Source organism: Dyella solisilvae (assembly GCF_003351225.1).
In the GTDB taxonomy this organism is placed as follows: domain Bacteria; phylum Pseudomonadota; class Gammaproteobacteria; order Xanthomonadales; family Rhodanobacteraceae; genus Dyella; species Dyella solisilvae.
The window spans coordinates 1,094,741-1,113,464 of sequence record NZ_QQSY01000002.1 but is presented as its reverse complement, the minus strand read 5'-3'; the positions used below and the strand labels follow the sequence as shown (position 1 = coordinate 1,113,464).

At 66.7% G+C, this 18,724-nt stretch carries 17 protein-coding genes; 9 read left to right on the top strand and 8 right to left on the bottom strand.

Annotated elements, in window-relative coordinates:
• The first annotated feature begins 370 nt into the window (after positions 1-370).
• Positions 371-2,062: an arginine--tRNA ligase gene (gene argS / locus DVT68_RS12000; RefSeq protein WP_114825274.1), complete on the top strand. Its 1,692-nt coding sequence runs from the start codon at positions 371-373 to the stop codon at positions 2,060-2,062.
• A complete protein-coding gene (locus DVT68_RS11995; RefSeq protein WP_114825273.1) occupies positions 2,063-2,809 on the top strand; it encodes an SPOR domain-containing protein in 747 nt (248 codons plus the stop codon). It begins immediately after the preceding gene.
• 162 nt (positions 2,810-2,971) lie between these two features.
• Here DVT68_RS11995 and DVT68_RS11990 read toward each other — a convergent pair whose 3' ends face one another.
• The 5 genes from DVT68_RS11990 to speA all read right to left on the bottom strand — a co-directional run bounded on the left by DVT68_RS11990 (position 2,972) and on the right by speA (position 8,867).
• Positions 2,972-3,832, bottom strand: a complete 861-nt coding sequence (locus DVT68_RS11990; RefSeq protein ID WP_114825272.1) for an NAD(P)-dependent oxidoreductase — start codon at positions 3,830-3,832, stop codon at positions 2,972-2,974.
• Positions 3,833-3,848: 16 nt separating this feature from the next.
• Positions 3,849-5,039: a DUF3734 domain-containing protein gene (locus tag DVT68_RS11985; protein WP_114825271.1), complete on the bottom strand. Its 1,191-nt coding sequence runs from the start codon at positions 5,037-5,039 to the stop codon at positions 3,849-3,851.
• A 5-nt stretch (positions 5,040-5,044) separates the two neighbouring features.
• Positions 5,045-5,797 (bottom strand): acetoacetate decarboxylase, encoded by a 753-nt coding sequence (locus DVT68_RS11980; protein ID WP_114825270.1) that lies wholly within the window; start codon positions 5,795-5,797, stop codon positions 5,045-5,047.
• Between the two features lie 115 nt (positions 5,798-5,912).
• Complete coding sequence (locus DVT68_RS11975) at positions 5,913-6,698, bottom strand: 3-hydroxybutyrate dehydrogenase (protein ID WP_114825269.1); 786 nt, start codon at positions 6,696-6,698, stop codon at positions 5,913-5,915.
• A gap of 279 nt (positions 6,699-6,977) precedes the next feature.
• Complete coding sequence (gene speA, locus DVT68_RS11970) at positions 6,978-8,867, bottom strand: biosynthetic arginine decarboxylase (protein ID WP_114825268.1); 1,890 nt, start codon at positions 8,865-8,867, stop codon at positions 6,978-6,980.
• Between the two features lie 277 nt (positions 8,868-9,144).
• Here speA and speE point away from each other — a divergent pair, with 277 nt between their 5' ends.
• Positions 9,145-9,999: a polyamine aminopropyltransferase gene (speE, locus tag DVT68_RS11965; protein WP_114825267.1), complete on the top strand. Its 855-nt coding sequence runs from the start codon at positions 9,145-9,147 to the stop codon at positions 9,997-9,999.
• Positions 10,000-10,165: 166 nt separating this feature from the next.
• Here speE and DVT68_RS11960 read toward each other — a convergent pair whose 3' ends face one another.
• Positions 10,166-10,366, bottom strand: a complete 201-nt coding sequence (locus DVT68_RS11960) for an antitermination protein NusB (protein WP_425477484.1) — start codon at positions 10,364-10,366, stop codon at positions 10,166-10,168.
• Between the two features lie 376 nt (positions 10,367-10,742).
• On the opposite strand from DVT68_RS11960, the gene DVT68_RS11955 reads away from it, so the two are divergent.
• The 5 genes from DVT68_RS11955 (at position 10,743) to DVT68_RS11935 (ending at position 15,439) form a co-directional block, all read left to right on the top strand.
• Positions 10,743-11,759, top strand: coding sequence for a hypothetical protein (locus tag DVT68_RS11955; RefSeq protein WP_114825266.1), 1,017 nt, complete (start codon positions 10,743-10,745; stop codon positions 11,757-11,759).
• Between the two features lie 83 nt (positions 11,760-11,842).
• A complete protein-coding gene (locus DVT68_RS11950; protein ID WP_114825265.1) occupies positions 11,843-12,475 on the top strand; it encodes a ParA family protein in 633 nt (210 codons plus the stop codon).
• 42 nt (positions 12,476-12,517) lie between these two features.
• On the top strand, positions 12,518-12,991 hold the full coding sequence (locus tag DVT68_RS11945) for a SixA phosphatase family protein (RefSeq protein WP_114825264.1): 474 nt from the start codon (positions 12,518-12,520) through the stop codon (positions 12,989-12,991).
• Complete coding sequence (locus tag DVT68_RS11940; protein WP_114825263.1) at positions 12,988-13,551, top strand: YceI family protein; 564 nt, start codon at positions 12,988-12,990, stop codon at positions 13,549-13,551. The genes DVT68_RS11945 and DVT68_RS11940 overlap by 4 nt, the downstream gene beginning before the upstream one ends.
• 22 nt (positions 13,552-13,573) lie before the next feature.
• Complete coding sequence (locus DVT68_RS11935; protein ID WP_114825262.1) at positions 13,574-15,439, top strand: phospholipase D-like domain-containing protein; 1,866 nt, start codon at positions 13,574-13,576, stop codon at positions 15,437-15,439.
• Positions 15,440-15,536: 97 nt separating this feature from the next.
• On the opposite strand, the gene DVT68_RS11930 is transcribed toward DVT68_RS11935, so the two are convergent.
• The gene (locus tag DVT68_RS11930; protein ID WP_114825261.1) at positions 15,537-16,073 is read right to left on the bottom strand and encodes an energy transducer TonB; all 537 of its coding nucleotides are present in this window, start codon (positions 16,071-16,073) and stop codon (positions 15,537-15,539) included.
• A gap of 31 nt (positions 16,074-16,104) precedes the next feature.
• The gene (locus DVT68_RS11925) at positions 16,105-17,388 is read right to left on the bottom strand and encodes an acetyl-CoA C-acetyltransferase (protein ID WP_114825260.1); all 1,284 of its coding nucleotides are present in this window, start codon (positions 17,386-17,388) and stop codon (positions 16,105-16,107) included.
• A 117-nt stretch (positions 17,389-17,505) separates the two neighbouring features.
• On the opposite strand from DVT68_RS11925, the gene DVT68_RS11920 reads away from it, so the two are divergent.
• A complete protein-coding gene (locus tag DVT68_RS11920) occupies positions 17,506-18,633 on the top strand; it encodes a hypothetical protein (protein WP_114825259.1) in 1,128 nt (375 codons plus the stop codon).
• The last annotated feature ends 91 nt before the right edge of the window (positions 18,634-18,724 follow it).

The window sequence follows — 18,724 nt, the reverse complement described above, 5'->3', positions numbered from 1 at the left end:
GGACGGAGGAGAGTGTGGCGGCGCCGCATGACAGCGGCATGACGCGCAACTTGCATTTGTGTCCGCAGGCGGCTTGGTGACTCGCTCCGCGACTTATGCACATTCAGCCTGAGACGGCACTTTCCAGTCGATTGCTTCCGAGACCCTCAAGTGTGTCTTTCAAAGCGTTGAATGGATTGACTATTTTTTCTTACAGTGGCATTTCTTCCGGAAATGGAGCGCGCCTGGCTCCAACAGGCTCCCGCTTCCCCACAGACTTATCCACAGACTTCTCCCCCGCAGCGCAGCAGCAGCCGGACCTGCTGGCGGACCGGCCTTGCCAGCGCCGGTCTGTTAGGATTGGGGGTTCCATCGTCGCCTGACCAACGCCGTGAAAGAACAGCTGCGTGAACTGCTGCTGCAGGCCATTCGTACCCTGCAGAACGACTCCACCCTGCCCGCCGACCTCGAAGTGCCGAACTTCGTGATCGAACGCGCGCGCAACCGCGACCACGGCGACTTCGCCGCCAACGCCGCCATGCTTCTGGCCAAGCCGGCCCGCGCCAAGCCGCGCGAACTGGCCGAGAAGCTGGTGGCCGCCCTGCCGGCCAACACGCTGGTGGGCAAGGTCGAGATCGCCGGCCCGGGTTTCATCAACTTCTTCCTGGCCCCTGGCGCCTACCACGCCGAAGTGGGCCAGATGCTGGCCACCGGCGACCATTACGGCCGCAGCCATAGCGGCAACGGCGTGGTGGCGGGCGTGGAGTTCGTCTCGGCCAACCCGACCGGCCCGCTGCACGTGGGCCACGGCCGCAACGCCGTGCTGGGCGACTGCCTGGCCCGCCTGCTGGACGCCACCGGCTGGAACGTCAGGCGCGAGTTCTATTACAACGACGCCGGCGTGCAGATCCACAACCTGGCCGTGTCCACCCAGGCCCGGGCACGCGGCCTCACGCCGAATGACGCCGGCTGGCCTGAAGACGGCTACCGCGGCGACTACATCGCCGACGTGGCGCAGGCCTACTTGAACGGCGACAGCGTCGAAGTGGAAGGCCACGTGGTCACCGGCGCCAAGAATGCCGACGACCTGGAGGCGATCCGTCATTTCGCCGTGGCCTACCTGCGCCGCGAGCAGAACCTGGACCTGGCCGCCTTTGGCGTCGGTTTCGACGTGTACTACCTCGAATCCTCGCTCTACAGCGACGGCAAGGTGGAAGAGACCGTGCGCGAACTGGTCGCCCATGGCCATACCTACGAGGAAGGCGGCGCGCTGTGGCTGCGCACCACCGATTTCGGTGACGACAAGGACCGCGTGATGCGCAAGTCCGACGGCACGTTCACCTATTTCGTGCCGGACGTGGCCTACCACCTGTCCAAGTGGCAGCGCGGCTACGTCAATGCGGTCACCGTGCTGGGCTCGGACCACCATGGCTCGCTGGCCCGCGTGAAGGCCGGCCTGCAGGCGCTGGATACCGGCATCCCCAAGGGCTACCCGAACTACGTGCTGTACCAGATGGTGACGGTGATGCGCGGCGGCGAAGAGGTGAAGCTCTCCAAGCGCGCCGGCAGCTACCTCACCCTGCGCGACCTGATCGAGGAAGCCGGCCGCGACGCCACCCGCTACTTCCTGATCGCCCGCAAGGCCGATTCGCAGCTGGTGTTCGACATCGACCTGGCCCGCTCGCAGAGCAACGACAACCCGGTCTACTACATCCAGTACGCCCACGCCCGCGTGTGCCGCGTGCTGGAGGAGCTGGCCGAGCGCGGCCTGCCGCCGGTCGACACCCAGGCCGGCGTCGGCCAGCTGGGCCGCCTGGACAGCCTCCATGAACAGGATCTTTTCACCGAGCTGTCGCGCTACCCCGAGGTGGTCGAGGCCGCCGCGGCCAATCTGGAACCGCACCTGATCGCCCAGTATCTGCGTGAACTGGCCGGCGCACTTCACAGTTACTATCACGAGCACAAGTGGATCGTGGACGACGCGGAATTGCGCAATGCTCGCATCACGCTCGCGCTCGCCACGCGCCAGGTCATACGCAACGGTTTGGATTTGCTGGGACTCAGTGCCCCGGAGAAGATGTAAATGGCAGCACGCAAGGGCAAGGGTCGACAGGCCGTCCGCAACAACAGCGGCGGCATGCCGGGCTGGGGCTGGGCCGTCATCGGCATCCTGATCGGCGCCCTGCTGATGTTCGGCATGCGTGGCCACCTGCCTATGGCGCCGCGCGGCGCCGAAGGCCCGCAGCCCAACGCGCAGGCCACCGCGCAGCGCGGTAGCGACGCCGGCGCCGCGAGCAACGAGTCCACCTCGGCCACCGACGCGGCGCCTGCCGCGAAGAAGCCGCAGTACGACTTCTACTCGGTGTTGTCGGAGAAGGAAGTACGCATCCCCGATGCGGTGATCAGCGCCCAGGCGAAGGCCGAGCAGCAGCAGAAGCAGCAGGCGGCCCAGCAGGCGGCGCAGGCCCAGGCACAGGCGGCGGCGCAGAAGCCCGCGCCGGGTCCCGCCGCGGTGAGCGAAGCCATCACGCCCGCGCCGGAATCCGCCGTGCATGCGCAGGCGCCGGCCACCGCCACCGGGGCTAGCCCGGCCGGCAGTGGCTATCTGCTGCAGGTGGGCGCCTTCCCGAGCCCGGCCGATGCCGAAAGCCTGAAGGCCAAGCTGGCGATGCAGGGCTTCGTGGCCAACGTGGCGCCGGTGAACGTCAACGGCCAGACCTACAACCGCGTGCGCCTGGGCCCGTTCCATTCCGCCACCGAGCTGGAGTCGGCCAAGCAGCGCCTGGCCTCGGCCGGGATCAATGCGATCGCGTTGAAGGAAGGGCGGTAAGTTCACGCCTCGTCGATTCCAGTCGTGAAAAAGGCCGCATCATTTGATGCGGCCTTTTTGTTTGAGGTGCAAGCAGGACACTGCGCGCGTCCCCAAAACATCGTCATCCCTGCGTTCGCAGGAATGACGGTGAAGTGTGTGGCGTCGTGAGTGACGAACGCCTCAGCCTTTCCGCTTAAGCCGAATCAACCCGGAAATATCATCGTCGCCATAACCCTGGCTCATCAGCTCCGCGTAATCAGCCAGCGAGCGCTCGATCACGTTGCGGTTGACGCCAGCGCCTTCGGCGATGCGGCGCACGATGCCCAGGTCCTTGTGCAGCAGGCCGAGCTTGAAGCCCACGCTGAACTCGTTGCGCAGCATCGTGGCGCCGCGCTTTTCGAGGAACCAGTTGCCGGCGGCGCCAGCGCCCAGGGTGGGCAGCAGGCGTTCCGGATCCAGGCCCAGCGCCTCGGCGAGCGCGAGACCTTCGCACACGCCCTGCGCGATGCCGGCGACCAGCACCTGGTTCACCGCCTTGGTGGCCTGGCCGGCGCCGACATCACCGAGATGCGTCACGCGCAGCGCATAAGCCTCGAGCACAGGGCGCGCGCGTTCCAGAACGGCGGCATCGCCGCCCACCATCACCGAGAGCTTGCCGTTCTTCGCGCCTTCCACGCCGCCGGATACCGGCGCGTCGAGGAAGTGCGCGCCGACGGCCGCGAGCTTGGTCGCAGCCTGCTTGGCCGTATCCGGCGCGACGGTGGAATGATCCACCACGATCGCGCCCTTCTTCAGATGGGGGGCCAAGGCATCAACCAGGCCCAGCACATCGGCATCGGCGGTGACGCACAAGGCGATCACGTCGCACTGGGCGGCGATGTCGCTCAACGACGGCGCGGCGACGCCGAGTTCCTTCGCCACGGCGTCGGCGTTGGCCTGGGTGCGGCTGGCGACGGCATGCAGCAGGCCGCGCGACTTGAGGTGACCGGCCATGGGCGTGCCCATCGCTCCCAGTCCGATAAATGCAGCTTTAAGACTCATGGATATTCTCTGTGGATCAATCTTCACAATGGACGTCGTGGGTCACGAAGGGATGCTCGCCGCTCGGCAGCTCGAACCAGTCCGGTTCGGCGAACGTGCAGCGCAGATCGTCCAGACCGCTGCTCCAGTGCTGGCGCATGCTGTCGAAGCTGAATTCGTAGTCCTTGTAATGCCCTTCGTACGGTTTGTTGCGGTAAATCAAGTGGAACAGGTTGACGAGTGCGCCACTGGCGTGGAGCTGCGCCTGGCGATAGGCGGACTGGTGGCGCTGGTCTTCCGGCACCAGCGCCATCAGGTCGTGCAGTATGCGCTGCTGGCGCTGCCGCTGCCCCATGTATTCGGTAATGAGGCGGGTGCGGCTGGAATATTGGATGTCCTTGGCGCGCGAGGTGACCTCCGCCAGATCGCACGGCAGCTCGCCACGCGAGCTCCACAGATCGACCTGGAAGATCAGCGAGTCACGGCACGACGGGTCCGACAACACCTTGTAGAGCGGCGTGTTGGAGACCATGCCGCCATCCCAGTAGAACTCGCCATCCACCTCGATGGCCGGGAACCCCGGCGGCAAAGCGCCCGACGCCATGAAATGCTCGACGCGCAGCGGGCCCTGGGTGTTGTCGAAATAGACGAAGTTGCCGGTGCGGATGTTCACCGCGCCCACGGAGACGCGCAGTGCGCCTTTGTGGTTGATGCGGTCGAAATCCACCAGCCGCTCCAGCGTCGACTTCAACGGGGAAGTGTCGTACCAGCTCGCCGAGGCCGGCGAGGCACGCCAGGGCGTCAGGGGGAACGGACGCGGACTGAAGAAGCCGGGCTGCCCCTCGACCAGGGCGCGCAGCGCGGCCAGGCCGCTCAGGCCGTTTTGCCACGGCAACTCCCAGGCGCCCGGGTCCAGCGGCGCGGTCGCCCATGCCGGCCACAACGGCGGGCGACAGATGGTGTGCCAGAACTCGGTCAGGCGCGCGACGCGATGCTCCGGCGCATTGCCGGCGATGATGGCCGCATTGAGCGCGCCGATGGAGATGCCGGCGACCCAGTTGGGAAGGATGCCGACTTCATCCAGCGCTTCGTACACACCCGCCTGGTACGCGCCCAGGGCGCCACCACCCTGCAGCACCAGGGCGGTGGTCTGATATTGCTGGTGGAGCTGTCGCAGACGGTCGGGATCGGACAGCCTGGATTCCGGTGAATTCTTGCGGACGTCCATACGCCTCAGCCCTCGGCTCGATCAGCGAGATAGTCGTACACCACCGTGCCCAGGTCGAGGGTCAGGTCGGTGACGAAGTGCAGCGCCGACTCCACCTTCAACACCGGCAGATCGGCCACCGGCGCGAGCGCGTGGGGATGCAGTTCCAGCGCCGCCGGACCTGTCCAGGCGCCCTTGAGCGTGACATTGGTCGTGTAATAGCGGACCAGCTCGCAAATGCGCGGCGAGCCATCCACGTGCGGAATGATCTTGAGCAGGAAGTTGGGCGCGGCCAGCGAGGCCAGCACCGCCTGATGGTCCGCCAGGCGATGCTTGAAGCCCATGGTGCCCTTGGCCACGCGCACCTTGCCGTAGTCGAGCGTGCCGACCAGGGTATCTATCTCTGTCGCCAGCTCAGGGCTCGCGAGTTTCTTGGGGAAACCCCACAGTTCGCGTCCTCCGGCGATCGGCGGATGGTCGTTCAAATACATCGAATGCACGTAACCGCCATGCTGGCCTTCAAAGCTGACCGGAATGACCTGGCCTGACTCGGTGTAGTCGCCGAAACCGGTGGAGTCGGGCATGCGGATGAATTCGTACTTGACCAGCGGCTCGGTCACTTGCAGCGGTTCGGGGACCACCGCGCGCAGGGCATCGAGGTCCGTGCGATAGGTGATGACTAGGAATTCGCGATCGACAAAGCGATAAGGCCCCAGCGGGAATGCGGGGCTGGTCAGCGGCATGGCGAAGGCATTGGCCTTCACGTCAGCAATCTTCATGGCGGTGGCGCTCCTGGCAAGCTGCCCGCGCGGTGCGACCTGCCCCGCGCGGACTGGCATCGATGGAATGCGGCGGATCGACCTCGCCCGGCATGGCAGGGGCGAGGTCCGACGCTTACTGCATGTACCAGCCGTGGCTCACCACGATCGATTGTCCGGTGAGCGCTGCCGAGGGGAAGGCGGCGAGATAGAGAGCGGTCTGCGCGATGTCGTCGACGGTGGTGAACACACCATCCACCGTGTCCTTGAGCATCACGTTCTTGATCACGTCGGCCTCGCTAATGCCCAGCTCCTTGGCCTGCTCGGGGATCTGCTTCTCCACCAGCGGCGTGCGCACGAAGCCTGGGCAGATCACGTGCGAGCGCACGTTGTGGGCTGCGCCTTCCTTCGCCAGCGTGCGCGCCAGACCGAGCAAGCCGTGCTTGGCGGCGACGTAGGCGGACTTGAGCTTGGAGGCTTCATGCGAATGCACCGAGCCCATGTAGATCACGATGCCGCCGCGATCGCCCTTGTACATGTGCTGGAGCGCCGCCTTCGTCGTGAGGAAGCCACCGTCGAGATGGATGGCGAGCATCTTTTTCCAGTCCGCGTAAGATAACTGGTCAATCGGGTTGATGATCTGGATGCCGGCATTGGAGATCAGGATGTCCAGATGACCGAATGTGGCGACCACCTTCTCGGTGCCGGCGTTGACCGCGGCCTCATCGGTGACATCCATCGCGACGCCGATGGCCTTGCCGCCTGCTGCATTGATCTCGGCTGCGGTCGCGTCCGCGGCCTGCTGGTTGATGTCCGCGATGGCCACCGCGGCGCCGTTCTTCGCATACAGCTCAGCGATCGCCTTGCCCAGGCCGCTGGCCGCGCCAGTGATGAGTGCCACCTTGCCGTCGAGACTTGCCATAACCACTCCTGTCGATGGGGAACGGGGAAAGCAGAAACGGAATCAGGTTGTGTATCGCACAGCCTGTCCGTGGGGACGAGCAGGCTGGCACAGCTTGTATGCATGCATCCGTGCGACGAATGGACGGCTTGGATGAACCTTTCCTACTCCGTCATTCCGGCGCAGGCCGGAATCCAGTGGCCGTACTGGGAGGTCTTCGCGACAACGGTGATTTCTTTCGCGAAAACCGCACCGTCCCGCTACTGGATTCCGGCCTGCGCCGGAATGACGGGCAAAAACTTAGTGCGCGCCTTCGGACAGATAGGTATAGCCGGTCAAACCTTCGTTCAATGTGACGAACAGTTGCTCGGCCGCCTCGCCATCGACACCGGCGGCGGCGATGCGCTCGCGGTAGCTGCGGCGCAGGGCTTCCAGGTCGTAGCCGACGTAGTCGAGCATCAGGTCGGTGGTGTCGCCGCGACGCTTGTGTGCGAAGACGTACGAATCGCCGTCCACCCGCACGTTCACCGCGTCGGTGTCGCCGAACAGGTTGTGGATGTCGCCCAGCGTTTCCTGGTACGCGCCTACCATGAAGATGCCGAGGCGATAGCTCTCATCTTCGTTCAGTGCGTGCAGCGGCAGGCTCACGTCCACGCCCTCGGCATCGACATAGTCGTCAATGCGTCCGTCGGAATCGCAGGTGAGATCGACGATCACGCCGCGGCGGGTCGGTTCCTCGTCGAGGCGCGCGATCGGCGCGATCGGGAAGATCTGGTCGATCGCCCAGATATCCGGCACGGATTCGAACACCGAGAAATTGACGAAGTACTTGTCGACCAGCTTCTCGTCCAGCTCGTCCAGCGCCTGGCGATGCGAACGCTCCGCCGGCAGCAGGCGGGTGCGCACGGCGTTGGCGATGGCGTAGTACATGTCGTCCAGGCGCGCGCGGTCCTGCAGGTTGAGCTGGCCCAACGCGTACAGCGCCTGGCCTTCGGCCGCGTGATGCTGGGCCTCGTGGAACAGTTCCAGCGCGGGGCGCTGGTCGAGTTCGTCCCAGGTTTCACGCAGGCGACGCAGCACGGCCGGCTCATGCTCGTGCGCCGACGGAATGTTGCCGGCGGGCACGGGTTCCACTTCGGTCACGTTCACCACCATCACCGCGTGGTGCGCGGTCATCGCGCGGCCGGCCTCGGTGATGATGTGCGGCGCGGGCAGGTTTTCCTCGGCGACGGCCTCGGCCAGCGACTGGACGATGGTGGCGGCGTACTGCTCGATCGAGTAATTGATCGAGTTGTGGCTGCGTGAGCGCGACCCTTCGTAGTCCACGCCAAGGCCACCGCCGACGTCGACGATCTCCAGCGGCACGCCCATGCGCTTCAGTTCCACGAAGTAGCGCGTGGCTTCGCGCATGCCGTTGGCGATGTCGCGCACGTTGGAAATCTGCGAGCCCATGTGGAAATGCTGCAGCTTGAGCGTGTGCTTGAGCCCGGCCTGTTCCAGGCGCTCGACCAGGGTCAGCACCTGGCTGGGCGAGAGTCCGAACTTGCCCTTGTCGCCGCCGGTGTTTTGCCACTTGCCAGCGCCGATCGAGGCCAGGCGCACGCGCACGCCGAGCAACGGCTCGACGCCCAGCGCCTTCGACTCGGTGAACACGTGGTCGAGTTCGGACAGCTTCTCGATCACGATGTGCACGCGCAGGCCCAGCTTGCGGCCGATCAGCGCGAGGCGAATGTATTCGCGGTCCTTGTAACCGTTGCAGATCACGATGCTGCCGGGGCGGGCCATGGCCAGCACCGCCATCAGCTCGGGCTTGGAACCCGCCTCGAGGCCGAAACCATGTTCGCCCGCCGCCACCAGCTCGCCGGCCACACCGCGCTGCTGGTTCACCTTGATCGGATAGACCGCCGTATAGCCACCCGCATAGCTCCACTCGCCGATGGCCTTGGCGAACGCCTGCTGCAGGCGCTTGAGGCGGTCGGCGAGGATGTCCGGGAAACGAACGAGCAACGGCAGGCGCAGGCCTTCGGCGCGGGCGCGGTCCACGATGGCCGGCAGCGACAAGGCCGGGCCTTTCGCGCCATGCGGGCGCATCACGATATGGCCGGCCGCGTTCACGTCGACGTAGCCGTCGCCCCAATGCGGGACGGCATAGGTATGGCGGGCAGCGTCGATGTTCCAGTGCTTCGACATGGAGGGTTCCTTCAATAACGGGCGTGACACACCCTTTACATGTCGTCGCAGCGGCGAGCCTTGACGAAACAAAGTCAGCCGGCCGGAAGCCTCGCACGCCGCGGGGCCGGACTGACCTGACGGATCTTATGCGGGCTGAGCCCGGCGGTCCGGACGGCTATTGTAACGGCGTCTTGTGACAATGTGCCGGCGGCGTTTCCCAGCGAAAACGGGAAGATGGCGCCGGTTCGGCTACAATTCGCGCTCTTTGAACCCATCGATCGTCAGGAACGCCCCCATGTCGCAGCACCCCAGCTGGTTCACCGAAGCCCACCAGGCCTCCGGCTCCTCCATCGGCTACCGCGTTGAGAAGCTGCTGCACGCCGAGAAAACCCCGTTCCAGACCATCGAGATCTACCAGACCACCGACTGGGGCAACCTGATGGTGATCGACGGCTGCGTGATGCTGACCAGCCGCGACAACTTCCTGTACCACGAGATGATGACCCACCCGGCGCTGTTCACCCATGCGCGCGCCAAGCGCGTGGTCATCATCGGCGGCGGCGATTGCGGCACGCTGCGTGAAGTGCTCAAGCACGAGGAAGTGGAGCACGCGGTGCAGGTGGAGATCGACGAGCGCGTGACGCGCCTGGCCGAGCAGTACTTCCCGGAACTGTGCGATTCCAACAACGACCCGCGCGCCGAGCTGCTCTTCATCGACGGCATCAAGTACATGGCGGAAGCCGAGCCGGAATCGCTGGACCTGATCATCGTCGACTCGACCGACCCGGTCGGCCCGGCCGAAGGCCTGTTCAACGCCGCCTTCTACGCCAGCTGCTACAAGGCCCTGCGCCACGGCGGCATCCTGGTGCAGCAATCGGAATCGCCGATCGCGCACATCGAGTTGATCAAGTCCATGCGTTCGGCCATGCGCACCGCCGGCTTCAGCGCGGTGAAGACCCTGCCGTTCCCGCAGCCGTGCTACCCGACCGGCTGGTGGAGCTGCACCATGGTCCGCAAGGGCGGCGACCTGACCGGTTTCCGCGAGCGCGGCGCGCTGAGCAAGAACTTCGCCACCCGCTACTACAACGCCGACATGCACAAGGCCGCGCTGGCGCAGCCGGAGTTCATGCGCGAGGCGCTGGGCGAGTAAGCCGACATCGGGGATGGGCGGCGGGGCGCAAGCCTGCCCGCCCGTCGCCATCGGAGGAGTTGGTCAACGCGCCGTGCCGGCGTCGAGGCCAGCTCCTTTTTCATTTCGCGGCCTTGTACGCGGAAAGCCAGCACCAGGCTGCCGGCCCTCACAGCCCTGCGGGTGCTCAGAACAAGGTTTGCCTTGCCTTGGGCATGATCACCAGCACCAGCGTGGCGAAAGGCCCGAACACCAGCGCGAGGAAGAACCACAGCAGGCCACTGCGGTTCTTGCCCTGCGCCAGGCCTGCATTGATCAGGGCCAGCGTGCCCCAGCCTACGAACCAGGGGGCCGCGTGTGCGTCGGCCAACATGGAAAGGTCGTTCACTAGCAGTCTCCTGTGCTGCGCAGGATGGCCAGGCCATCCCGGGGCGTCGCGAAGCGGCCATGCTAGCAAGCTGGCGCTCAATCTCGCGCCTCACGCTTCCGGCGGATCAGGCGAGCTTAAGGCAACACGGATTCAGACTCGCCGTCGTCAGGATGCCTGGAAGGCCACCCCATCACTTTGAATTTAATACGTTGCGGCCCGTCCTGCCTGTCCGCAGGACCTCGGTCCGCTGGTTCGACCGGCGGCCGGCCGGCTTTCACCGACGGCCCTGCCCCCTGCAAACAGGTAGGACGGGCGCCGGCGCGTGAGACTGATTCAGTGGCGCCTTAGTGCTTCGGCGGTATGCTGCCCGCTTCGCTTTGACAAGGATTTTTCCATGCGCGGACGGCAGCTGCTGGCGCTCGGACTGGTTTTTGCGGCCCTCGCGGGCCCCGCCCTGGCGGCCAAGACCAAGGCCCCGACGCTCGACAAGCAAGAGGTGGCGCGCCGCAAGGCCCTGCTGGCCTTCCAGAAGGACCTGGTCAGCGTGATCGCCCCGCAGGCCGCGCCCATCCCGCTGCTGGGCGGCGCCCTGCTGGCGCGGCCGCTGGTCGACGTGCCCGAGTTCAACAGCTTCCACAGCCTGATTGAGCGTGCGTCCCAGGCCGAGGGGGCGGGTCCGGAGATCAACTGGGTGCGCCTGACCGACTGCGACGCCAAGGCCGACGCCTGCCCCAATGCCGACGCGATGGACAAGCTGGTGGCGCAAGCCCCGGACAACGCCGCCGTGTGGCTGCTCAAGCTCGGCCAGGACGCGCACGACGGCAAGACCGACGCGGCCCGCGACGACCTGGCCAAGGCCGCCGCCGCCAAGCTCTACGACGACTACACCGGGTCCAGCCTCAAGGCGCTGGCCACCACAGTGGCCCTGCTGCCGCCGCCGCCGGCCGTGATCAACCCGCTGTCGGCCACCGGCGCCATCGGCGTGCAGATGACCATGGTGTTCGGCCTGGCCGGGACACAACCGCAACCCAGCCTGCAGGCGACCGCCCGGCTGTGCGAGGACGGGGCCGGCGACGCCGGCGTGAAGGCCGACTGCCTCAAGCTCGGCAAGCTGCTCGAATGGGGTTCCAGCCCGCTGGCCCGCTCGCTGGGCCTGCATCTGCGCGAAGTGCTGGCCGACGACCCGGCCCAGCAGGAAGACGCCCGCCGCGCCCGCCGCAACCTGGTGTGGCAGGTGAGCAGCTTCTCCGAGCTGTCGGCGCGCGCCACGGGTGACGCCGCGCTGGCCCAGCATCTGGTAACGCTGGCCCGCAGCGGCGGCACCGAGATGAGCCTGATGCTCACCGCGCTGCGCGACTACAACATCGCCGTCGACGCCCCGGCCGACTGGGAACCCGGCAAGGCCGGCTGAACCGCATGGTTGCTTTCCACGCTTGCCAGGCTGCCCGCGCCATCGTGTAGGCTTGGACCAGACCTGGTCACAGGGGCAGCATCATGCTGACGGTACTGGTAGCAAGCAGCAAAGGCGGTTGCGGCAAGAGCACGCTGGTCACGCAACTGGCCTCGCACTGGGCGCAGGACGGCAAGCACACCGCCATCGTCGACGCCGATCGCCAGCTGTCCGGATTCCGCTGGGCCAGCCGCCGTCCGGACAGCGTGCCCGGGGTGCTGGCGATGGAAGGCGGACGCAAGTCGCTGGAAAGGCTCCCCGATGACACCCAGCGCGTGCTGATCGATACACCGGCTGGCGCCCAGGAGCGCGATCTGGAGCCCTACCTGGAAAAAGCCGACGTGGTGCTGGTGCCGGTGCTGCCGTCAACGTTTGACCTCGATGCCACGTTCGATTTCCTCGGGCACCTGCAACAGATCGGTCGCATCAAGCGCGGCAAACTGCCGGTGGGACTGGTGGGCAATCGCCTCAAGCCGTGGACCAACGCCAGCCAGGACGCCATGACGCTGCTGGCCGAAAAGGCGCCGTTTCCGCTGGTGGCGCAGCTGCGTGACAGCCAGGCCTATGTGCTGCTCACCGCACTCGGCAAGGGCATCTTTGATTACGCTTCGGAAAACGTCCGGAGCCACCAGGAGGATTGGAAACATCTCCTGCGCTGGATCAAACGCCAGCATTGAACCAGGCGGCCCGCCGGCCACCTCCTTGAAGGAGCATGAACCATGCACGAGCTCATCCTGTTGCGTCACGCCGAGGCTCAACCGGCCCCCAAGGGTGGGGAAGACCACAGCCGGCGCCTGAGCGGACACGGCGAACAGGAGGCGCGCGCCGCCGGCAAATGGCTTGCCAAGCGCGGGCTGAAGCCGGACCTGGTGCTGTGCTCCCCGTCCGAACGCACGCGCAGCACCGCCTCGCTGGCGCTAGCCGCGCTCAAGCACGAGCCGGCGCTGAAGTTTGCCGACGACATCTACGAAGCGACCCCCGGCGAATTGCTCGCCCTGCTGGACGAGCACGGCGATGCCGGCACGGTGATGCTGGTGGGCCACAACCCGGGCATCGAGCGGCTGGTGGCGTTGCTGGTGGAAGGCCGCTCGGACGAATTCCGCGGCATGCCTCCCGGCGGCCTGGCGGTGCTGCACCTGGACGGCGCGCTCGAACCCGGCAACGCCCGACTGGACGCCTTCTGGTCCCCATGATCCGGTGGTTCGCCCGCAGCGCCCTGCTGTTGCTGGCCGCACTACCGGCCCATGCCGCCGATTACCGAATAGATCCCACCCGCTCGCACGCCGACTTCGGCGTGCGCCTGTTCTGGCTCAGCCAGATCGCAGGACGTTTCGAAGAGATCGACGGCGACGTCACCCTCAGCGCCTTGCACGACACCGCGGTGGTGGACGCGCGCATCACGGTCGACAGCATCCAGATGAGTTCGGACCGCATCCGGCGCTGGGTGCTTGCGCCGGAATTCTTCGATGTGTCGCACTATCCTTCGATCCGCTTCGTGTCCGAACCGATATCGCTGGCGACGCTGGAGAAGGGTGGCGAGCTGGACGGCACGCTGACCTTGCGCGGCATCACCCATCCCGCGCATTTCGAGCTGCTGCCCTCGCGCTGCCCGCTCACCTCGCCGCAGCAATGCGTGATATCCGTGCGCGGCACCATCCAGCGCAGCGATTACGGGATGAGCGGCCACCGCGCCGCGCTGTCGGACAAGGTCGAGCTGGGCATGATGATCAGCCTGGATTACGCCAAGCGCTGAAGGCTCCCCGTATCATCCGCCCATGCGCCAGCGCGGGATCGCCTTTTACTTTCTGCTCGTTGCGATCCTGACCATCTCGGGATGCAGCGTGTCGCCCGCGCGCATGCGGCGCGCCGACGCGCTGGTCGCGGCCGAGACCAGCCACGCGCTCGACTGTGACCAACCCGACCACTGCGCGATCAACTCGCCGTTGCTGGCCGCCGCGCAGCAGGCGATGGCCGACTCCACCGCCGAACAGCCCGTGCACGTGGTCACCCTGCTCAACGACAGCGAGGCGGCGATGGTCGCGCGGCTCAACCTGATCCGCGCCGCGCAGCACAGCATCGACGTGCAGACCTACATCTGGGACCAGGACGACGCTGGCCAGCTGGTGCTGAATGAATTGCTCAAGGCGGCGCGACGTGGCGTGAAGGTGCGCATCCTGGCCGACCAGCTGTTCTCCTTCGGCGACCCGGTGGAGCTCGAGCGACTGGCCACCGCGCACGAGAACCTCGAGGTGCGCCTGTACAACCCCACCTTCCACAAGGCGCAGACCTCGGTGGTGGAGTTCAGCGCCAGCATCGTGTGCTGCTTCATGACCTTCAACCAGCGCATGCACAACAAGCTGCTGCTGGTGGACGACACCATCGGCATCACCGGCGGGCGCAACTACCAGGACCGCTACTTCGACTGGGACGACGACTTCGACTACGTCGACCGCGACGTAATGGTGGGTGGCCCGGCGGCCAAGGCGATGGCCGCCAGCTTCGAGAAATTCTGGAACCACAAGCGCTCGACCCCGCTGACCCATCTGCGAGACGTCAACGGCCAGCTGCTCGGCGACAAGGAGCCCAAGCCGCTGCCCCCGCCGCATTACACCCATCCACAACGCGTGGCGCGCGTGCAGTCCGAGTCCGAGGACGGCGACTGGCTGGACGACGCGCTGGTGTCGGAAACCCTGCGCACCGGCCGCGTGGATTATTTCAGCGACCTGCCCGCCAAGACCGAGCAACCGCAGGAGCGTCAGGCCCGCGAATTCACCGCCCACCTGATGCGCCTGATCGGGGCCGCGAAGGAGGAGGTCGTGCTGCAGACTCCCTATCTGGTGCTCAGCAAGCGCGCCCAGAGTGTGTTCGCGCGCCTGCGCAACAACCCGTCGCCCCCCCGCATCATCGTGTCGACCAACTCGCTGGCCTCCACCGACGCGTTCGCCGTGTATGCGCTGTCCTACAAGCACCGCAAGCACTACCTGAAGGAAGACGGTTTCGAGATCTACGAGATGAAACCGCACGCGGCCGGACCGGCCGAGGACAACGCCGAAGCGTCCGCCGACGAAGGGCCGGTGGCGCCGGCGCAGGCGGGCAACAAGGTCCGTCGCCGCATGGGCACCGAGCGCGGCCTGCTCGGCAGCCGCGGCCTGACCAAGCGCAACCGCCCCGCCCCGCTGATCACGCCGGGCCGGCGTTTCGGCCTGCACGCCAAATCGATCGTGGTGGACGACGACTTCGCCATGGTCGGCTCACACAACTTCGATCCGCGCTCGGACCACTACAACACCGAGGCGGGCGTGATCGTCTACGACGCGCGCTTCGCCGGCGAGCTGCGCGAAAGCATCCTGCGCGACACCCAACCCGAGAACGCCTGGGTGGTGGCGCCGCGCCAGCAGAGCAGCCTGAGCATGGCCATCGGCGACGTCTCGGCAAGCCTGCCGGTGTTCGACCTGTGGCCTTATCGCTACGCCACCAGCTACGACCTCAAGGCGGGCTGCACACCGATGCGTCCAAGCGATCCCGGCTTCTTCAGTTGCTACACGCCGGTGGGTGACTTCCCGGAGGTGGACGTTTCGCAAAAGCTGATCTACACGCGCCTGATCACCGCGTTCGGCGCCGGCGTAAAGGGCGTCCTGTAGCAGGGCGCCCCGTGCGCGAACGCAGCGTTTCAATCCATCGATTGAGCACGTTGTCGCCGTTCGCCACGATGGATCGCGCTCGGCCTGCGCTCATGCATCAAGGACTGCGGGCGACGGGTGGACTGTCGGCGTCGAAGCGCATCAGCAGTTCACCGGTCAGACCGTCCGGGTGATCCGCCGGAACCGCGAAGCGCCAGTGCTGCACGGTGCGCAGCGCGCGATCGTCCAATCCTGCATTGCCACTGCCGTGGGCCACCTCGGCCCGGGTCACCTGGCCGGCGCCATTGACGCTGACACGCAGCAGCACCCGACCATTCACCAGCGGCTCGCGCTTCCAAGGCGAAGCAGCAAGCGGAGGCATGTCCACCGGCGTGAGGCTGGGCGGGTCGGCGACCGCCGGCGATCGCGTCGTCGCCGCAGCGGGAGGCAGGACGTGATGCGCGCCGGCGACCGCCGTCCGCGCAGGACGCGGATGACGACGCAGCACGGCGCGGATCGGATTGGCGTGGCTCACCGCGTGGCCGGCCGGTGGGCCGTCCCAGTCACTGGTCAAACTGCTCAGCCAGGCGGTGCCGGCGATGCCGACCAGCAGGGCCAACGCGCTCAGCCCGACCATCGTACGCAAGCGAAACATCGCCAGGTCGCGTGCGGCGCGCGGGCGCCGCTCAGCGTTCGAGGATGGCGGTGACGCCCATGCCACCGGCCGTGCAGATGGAAATCAGGCCGCGACCGGAACCCTTCTGCTCCAGCAGCTTGGCCAGCGTGGCGACCACGCGGGCGCCGGTGGCCGCGAACGGATGGCCCGCGGCGAGGCTGGAGCCGTGCACGTTGAGCTTGGCCGGATCGATCGCGCCCAGCGGCTGCTCGAGCCCGAGGCGGTTCTTGCAGTAGTCGGCGCTCTCCCACGCACGCAGCGTGCACAGCACCTGGGCGGCGAAGGCTTCGTGGATCTCGTAGAAGTCGAAGTCCTGCAGGGTCAGGCCATGGCGCGCCAGCATGCGCGGCACAGCCACGGTGGGCGCCATCAGCAGGCCCTCGCCATGCACGAAGTCGACCGCGGCCACTTCGGCATCGCGGAACCACGCCTGCACCTTGAGCCCGCGTTGGGCCGCCCATTCCTCGGTGCCCAGCAGCACCGCGGCGGCGCCATCGGACAGGCCGGTGGAATTGCCCGCAGTGAGCGTGCCCTGGCCGGAGCTCTTGTCGAAGGCGGGCTTGAGCGAAGCCAGCTTCTCCAGGGTGGAATCGGGACGCAGGAAGCCGTCGCGTTTCAAACCGCGGAACGGCACCACCAGATCTTCGAAGAAGCCCGCCTCGTAGGCGGCCGCCAGCTTGTGGTGGCTGTCCAGCGCGAGCTGGTCCTGGGCCTGGCGGCTGACGCGCCATTCCTTGGCCATCTTCTCGCAGTGGTCGCCCATGGACATGCCGGTGCGCGGCTCAGCCACACCCGGAAAGGCCGGCTTCAATTCCCGGAAGGAAAAGCCCTGACTGGCGGCGCGCAGCTTGTCCTGCCAGCCCTTGGCGCGATTGACCGCCAGCAGGCGCTTGCGCAGCCGCTCGCCCAGCACGATCGGCACGTCGCTGGTGGTGTCCGAACCGCCGGCGATGCCCGCCTCGATCTGCCCGGTGGCGATCTTGTTGGCGATGATGATGGCGTTGTCCAGCGAAGTGCCGCAGGCGCGCGCCGTGGTGATCGCCGGGGTGGTCGGCGCCAGGCCCGAGGAAAGCACAGCCTCGCGGGCCAGGTTCCATTCGGAGGAGTGCTTGATCACCGCCCCCATCGCCACTTCGCCCAGTTCCTGACCATGTAGGCCATAGCGCTCAACCAGCGACCCAAGCACCTTCACCGACATGCCGAAATTGCCGACATCGGCGTAGGCGGTGTTATTGCGGCAGAACGGGATGCGGATACCGCCGATCACACCGACGCGCTTGAGCGTGTTTTCCATGGCTGGAACGGTCCAGAAAAGCCGAGTCGTCAAGGCTAACCCGCGCCGTTGCGCCACGGAAGCCCAAAAAGTCGCGAATGCTAGAATTTGGTTCTTTGCCGTTCGGGTTGGTCATCCGTGGAAGCTCAATCGCTCGTCGCGCTACCGGTGGTGCTGGCGCTGGAACTGTCGGCCGGGGACGCTCCCTCGCGCCGGACCCTGAGCCGCGACGAGGCGGCCGAACTGGCTGCCCTGGTGGCCGAGGACCTGCATGGTCTGGTGCCGCAGGTCGGCGAGGCGCGGCTGGCGATCGCCGGCGCCCTGTTCGACGCGGTGGAATTGTTGCGCCCGGGCTTCCCGGTGTGGGGCACGCTCGATGAGCTGGCCCGTCGCGTGCCGCGCGGTCATGTGGAAAACGTGGTCGCCTTCGGCACCCATGAAGGCCACATGCCCGCCCAGCCGCTGGAGCCGGAGGCCACCTTTGCCGACGGCCCGATGCGCCTGCTGCCGATCTCCCTGCTGGCGCCCGAGGCCCTTGCCGAAACGCTGTCGGAACAGCTCGAAGTGGAACTGGTCGGCCGCGGCGAAGCGGGCCAGCGCACCGCGGACTGGCTGATGCGCACGCTCGGCGTGCGCTTGGAACACGCCCGCTACCTCAGCCGCAACGACCTGTTGGCGCTGACCTGCGTGCAATACGAGCACGTCAACCTGGCCCCGCTGTGGACGCTGCTTGAAGCGGCGCTGCTCACGCCTTATCGCGAGGAATCCACGCTGAGCGCACGTGGCCTGGCCCTGCTCTACCGCGACGGCCAGGTGCAGGTGCAGTCGCCGGCCGACTGGCTGCGCGCCCACGCCGGCGAGCCGGCACAACGGGCCCATGACCTCGCCGGCGTGGTGTTCGAACTGCGCCAGTACGCCGCCCTGCTCGAGGCCCACCACCTGCCGATGGTGCTGGCGTCCGGCACGCCCGGCGCCGGTTACCTGCTGGAGACGCTGGCGTCTGTCGAGACCGACTACCAGGCCCCGGCGCTGTACGCGCACGAGGCGCCCGGACTCGGCGTGGTCGCCGTGACGCTCGCCCAGCGCAGCGGTGGTGGCCGCGCCCGCGTGCTGGCGCATGGCTATCCACTGCACCCCAACGCGCTGGGGCCACTGGTGAGCGAGCTGGCTGAACGCCATGGCATTGCGCCTGATCTGCATGCGCTGGGACGCATCGAGCTGGATGCCGACGGGCAGCTCAGCGCGCCGGTGCAGCCGTTGCACTAGCGAACCTTCATGCACGCGTCATTCCCGCGCAAGCGGGGAAGACGTGCGAACGTACTGCTGCCGATCCCTTCAGGGACGGCAACGCGAGCTT

What these genes read in the sequence shown, in the direction of transcription:
- DVT68_RS11945 (WP_114825264.1), top strand. Translation starts at nt 12,518, where the DNA reads ATGCACGAGCTCATCCTGTTGCGTCACGCCGAGGCTCAACCGGCCCCC.
- DVT68_RS11975 (WP_114825269.1), bottom strand. Translation starts at nt 6,698, where the DNA reads ATGGCAAGTCTCGACGGCAAGGTGGCACTCATCACTGGCGCGGCCAGC.
- DVT68_RS11940 (WP_114825263.1), top strand. Translation starts at nt 12,988, where the DNA reads ATGATCCGGTGGTTCGCCCGCAGCGCCCTGCTGTTGCTGGCCGCACTA.
- DVT68_RS11930 (WP_114825261.1), bottom strand. Translation starts at nt 16,073, where the DNA reads ATGTTTCGCTTGCGTACGATGGTCGGGCTGAGCGCGTTGGCCCTGCTG.
- DVT68_RS11925 (WP_114825260.1), bottom strand. Translation starts at nt 17,388, where the DNA reads ATGGAAAACACGCTCAAGCGCGTCGGTGTGATCGGCGGTATCCGCATC.
- DVT68_RS11985 (WP_114825271.1), bottom strand. Translation starts at nt 5,039, where the DNA reads ATGGACGTCCGCAAGAATTCACCGGAATCCAGGCTGTCCGATCCCGAC.
- DVT68_RS11995 (WP_114825273.1), top strand. Translation starts at nt 2,063, where the DNA reads ATGGCAGCACGCAAGGGCAAGGGTCGACAGGCCGTCCGCAACAACAGC.
- DVT68_RS11980 (WP_114825270.1), bottom strand. Translation starts at nt 5,797, where the DNA reads ATGAAGATTGCTGACGTGAAGGCCAATGCCTTCGCCATGCCGCTGACC.
- DVT68_RS11935 (WP_114825262.1), top strand. Translation starts at nt 13,574, where the DNA reads ATGCGCCAGCGCGGGATCGCCTTTTACTTTCTGCTCGTTGCGATCCTG.
- DVT68_RS11955 (WP_114825266.1), top strand. Translation starts at nt 10,743, where the DNA reads ATGCGCGGACGGCAGCTGCTGGCGCTCGGACTGGTTTTTGCGGCCCTC.
- DVT68_RS11950 (WP_114825265.1), top strand. Translation starts at nt 11,843, where the DNA reads ATGCTGACGGTACTGGTAGCAAGCAGCAAAGGCGGTTGCGGCAAGAGC.
- DVT68_RS11990 (WP_114825272.1), bottom strand. Translation starts at nt 3,832, where the DNA reads ATGAGTCTTAAAGCTGCATTTATCGGACTGGGAGCGATGGGCACGCCC.
- speA (WP_114825268.1), bottom strand. Translation starts at nt 8,867, where the DNA reads ATGTCGAAGCACTGGAACATCGACGCTGCCCGCCATACCTATGCCGTC.
- speE (WP_114825267.1), top strand. Translation starts at nt 9,145, where the DNA reads ATGTCGCAGCACCCCAGCTGGTTCACCGAAGCCCACCAGGCCTCCGGC.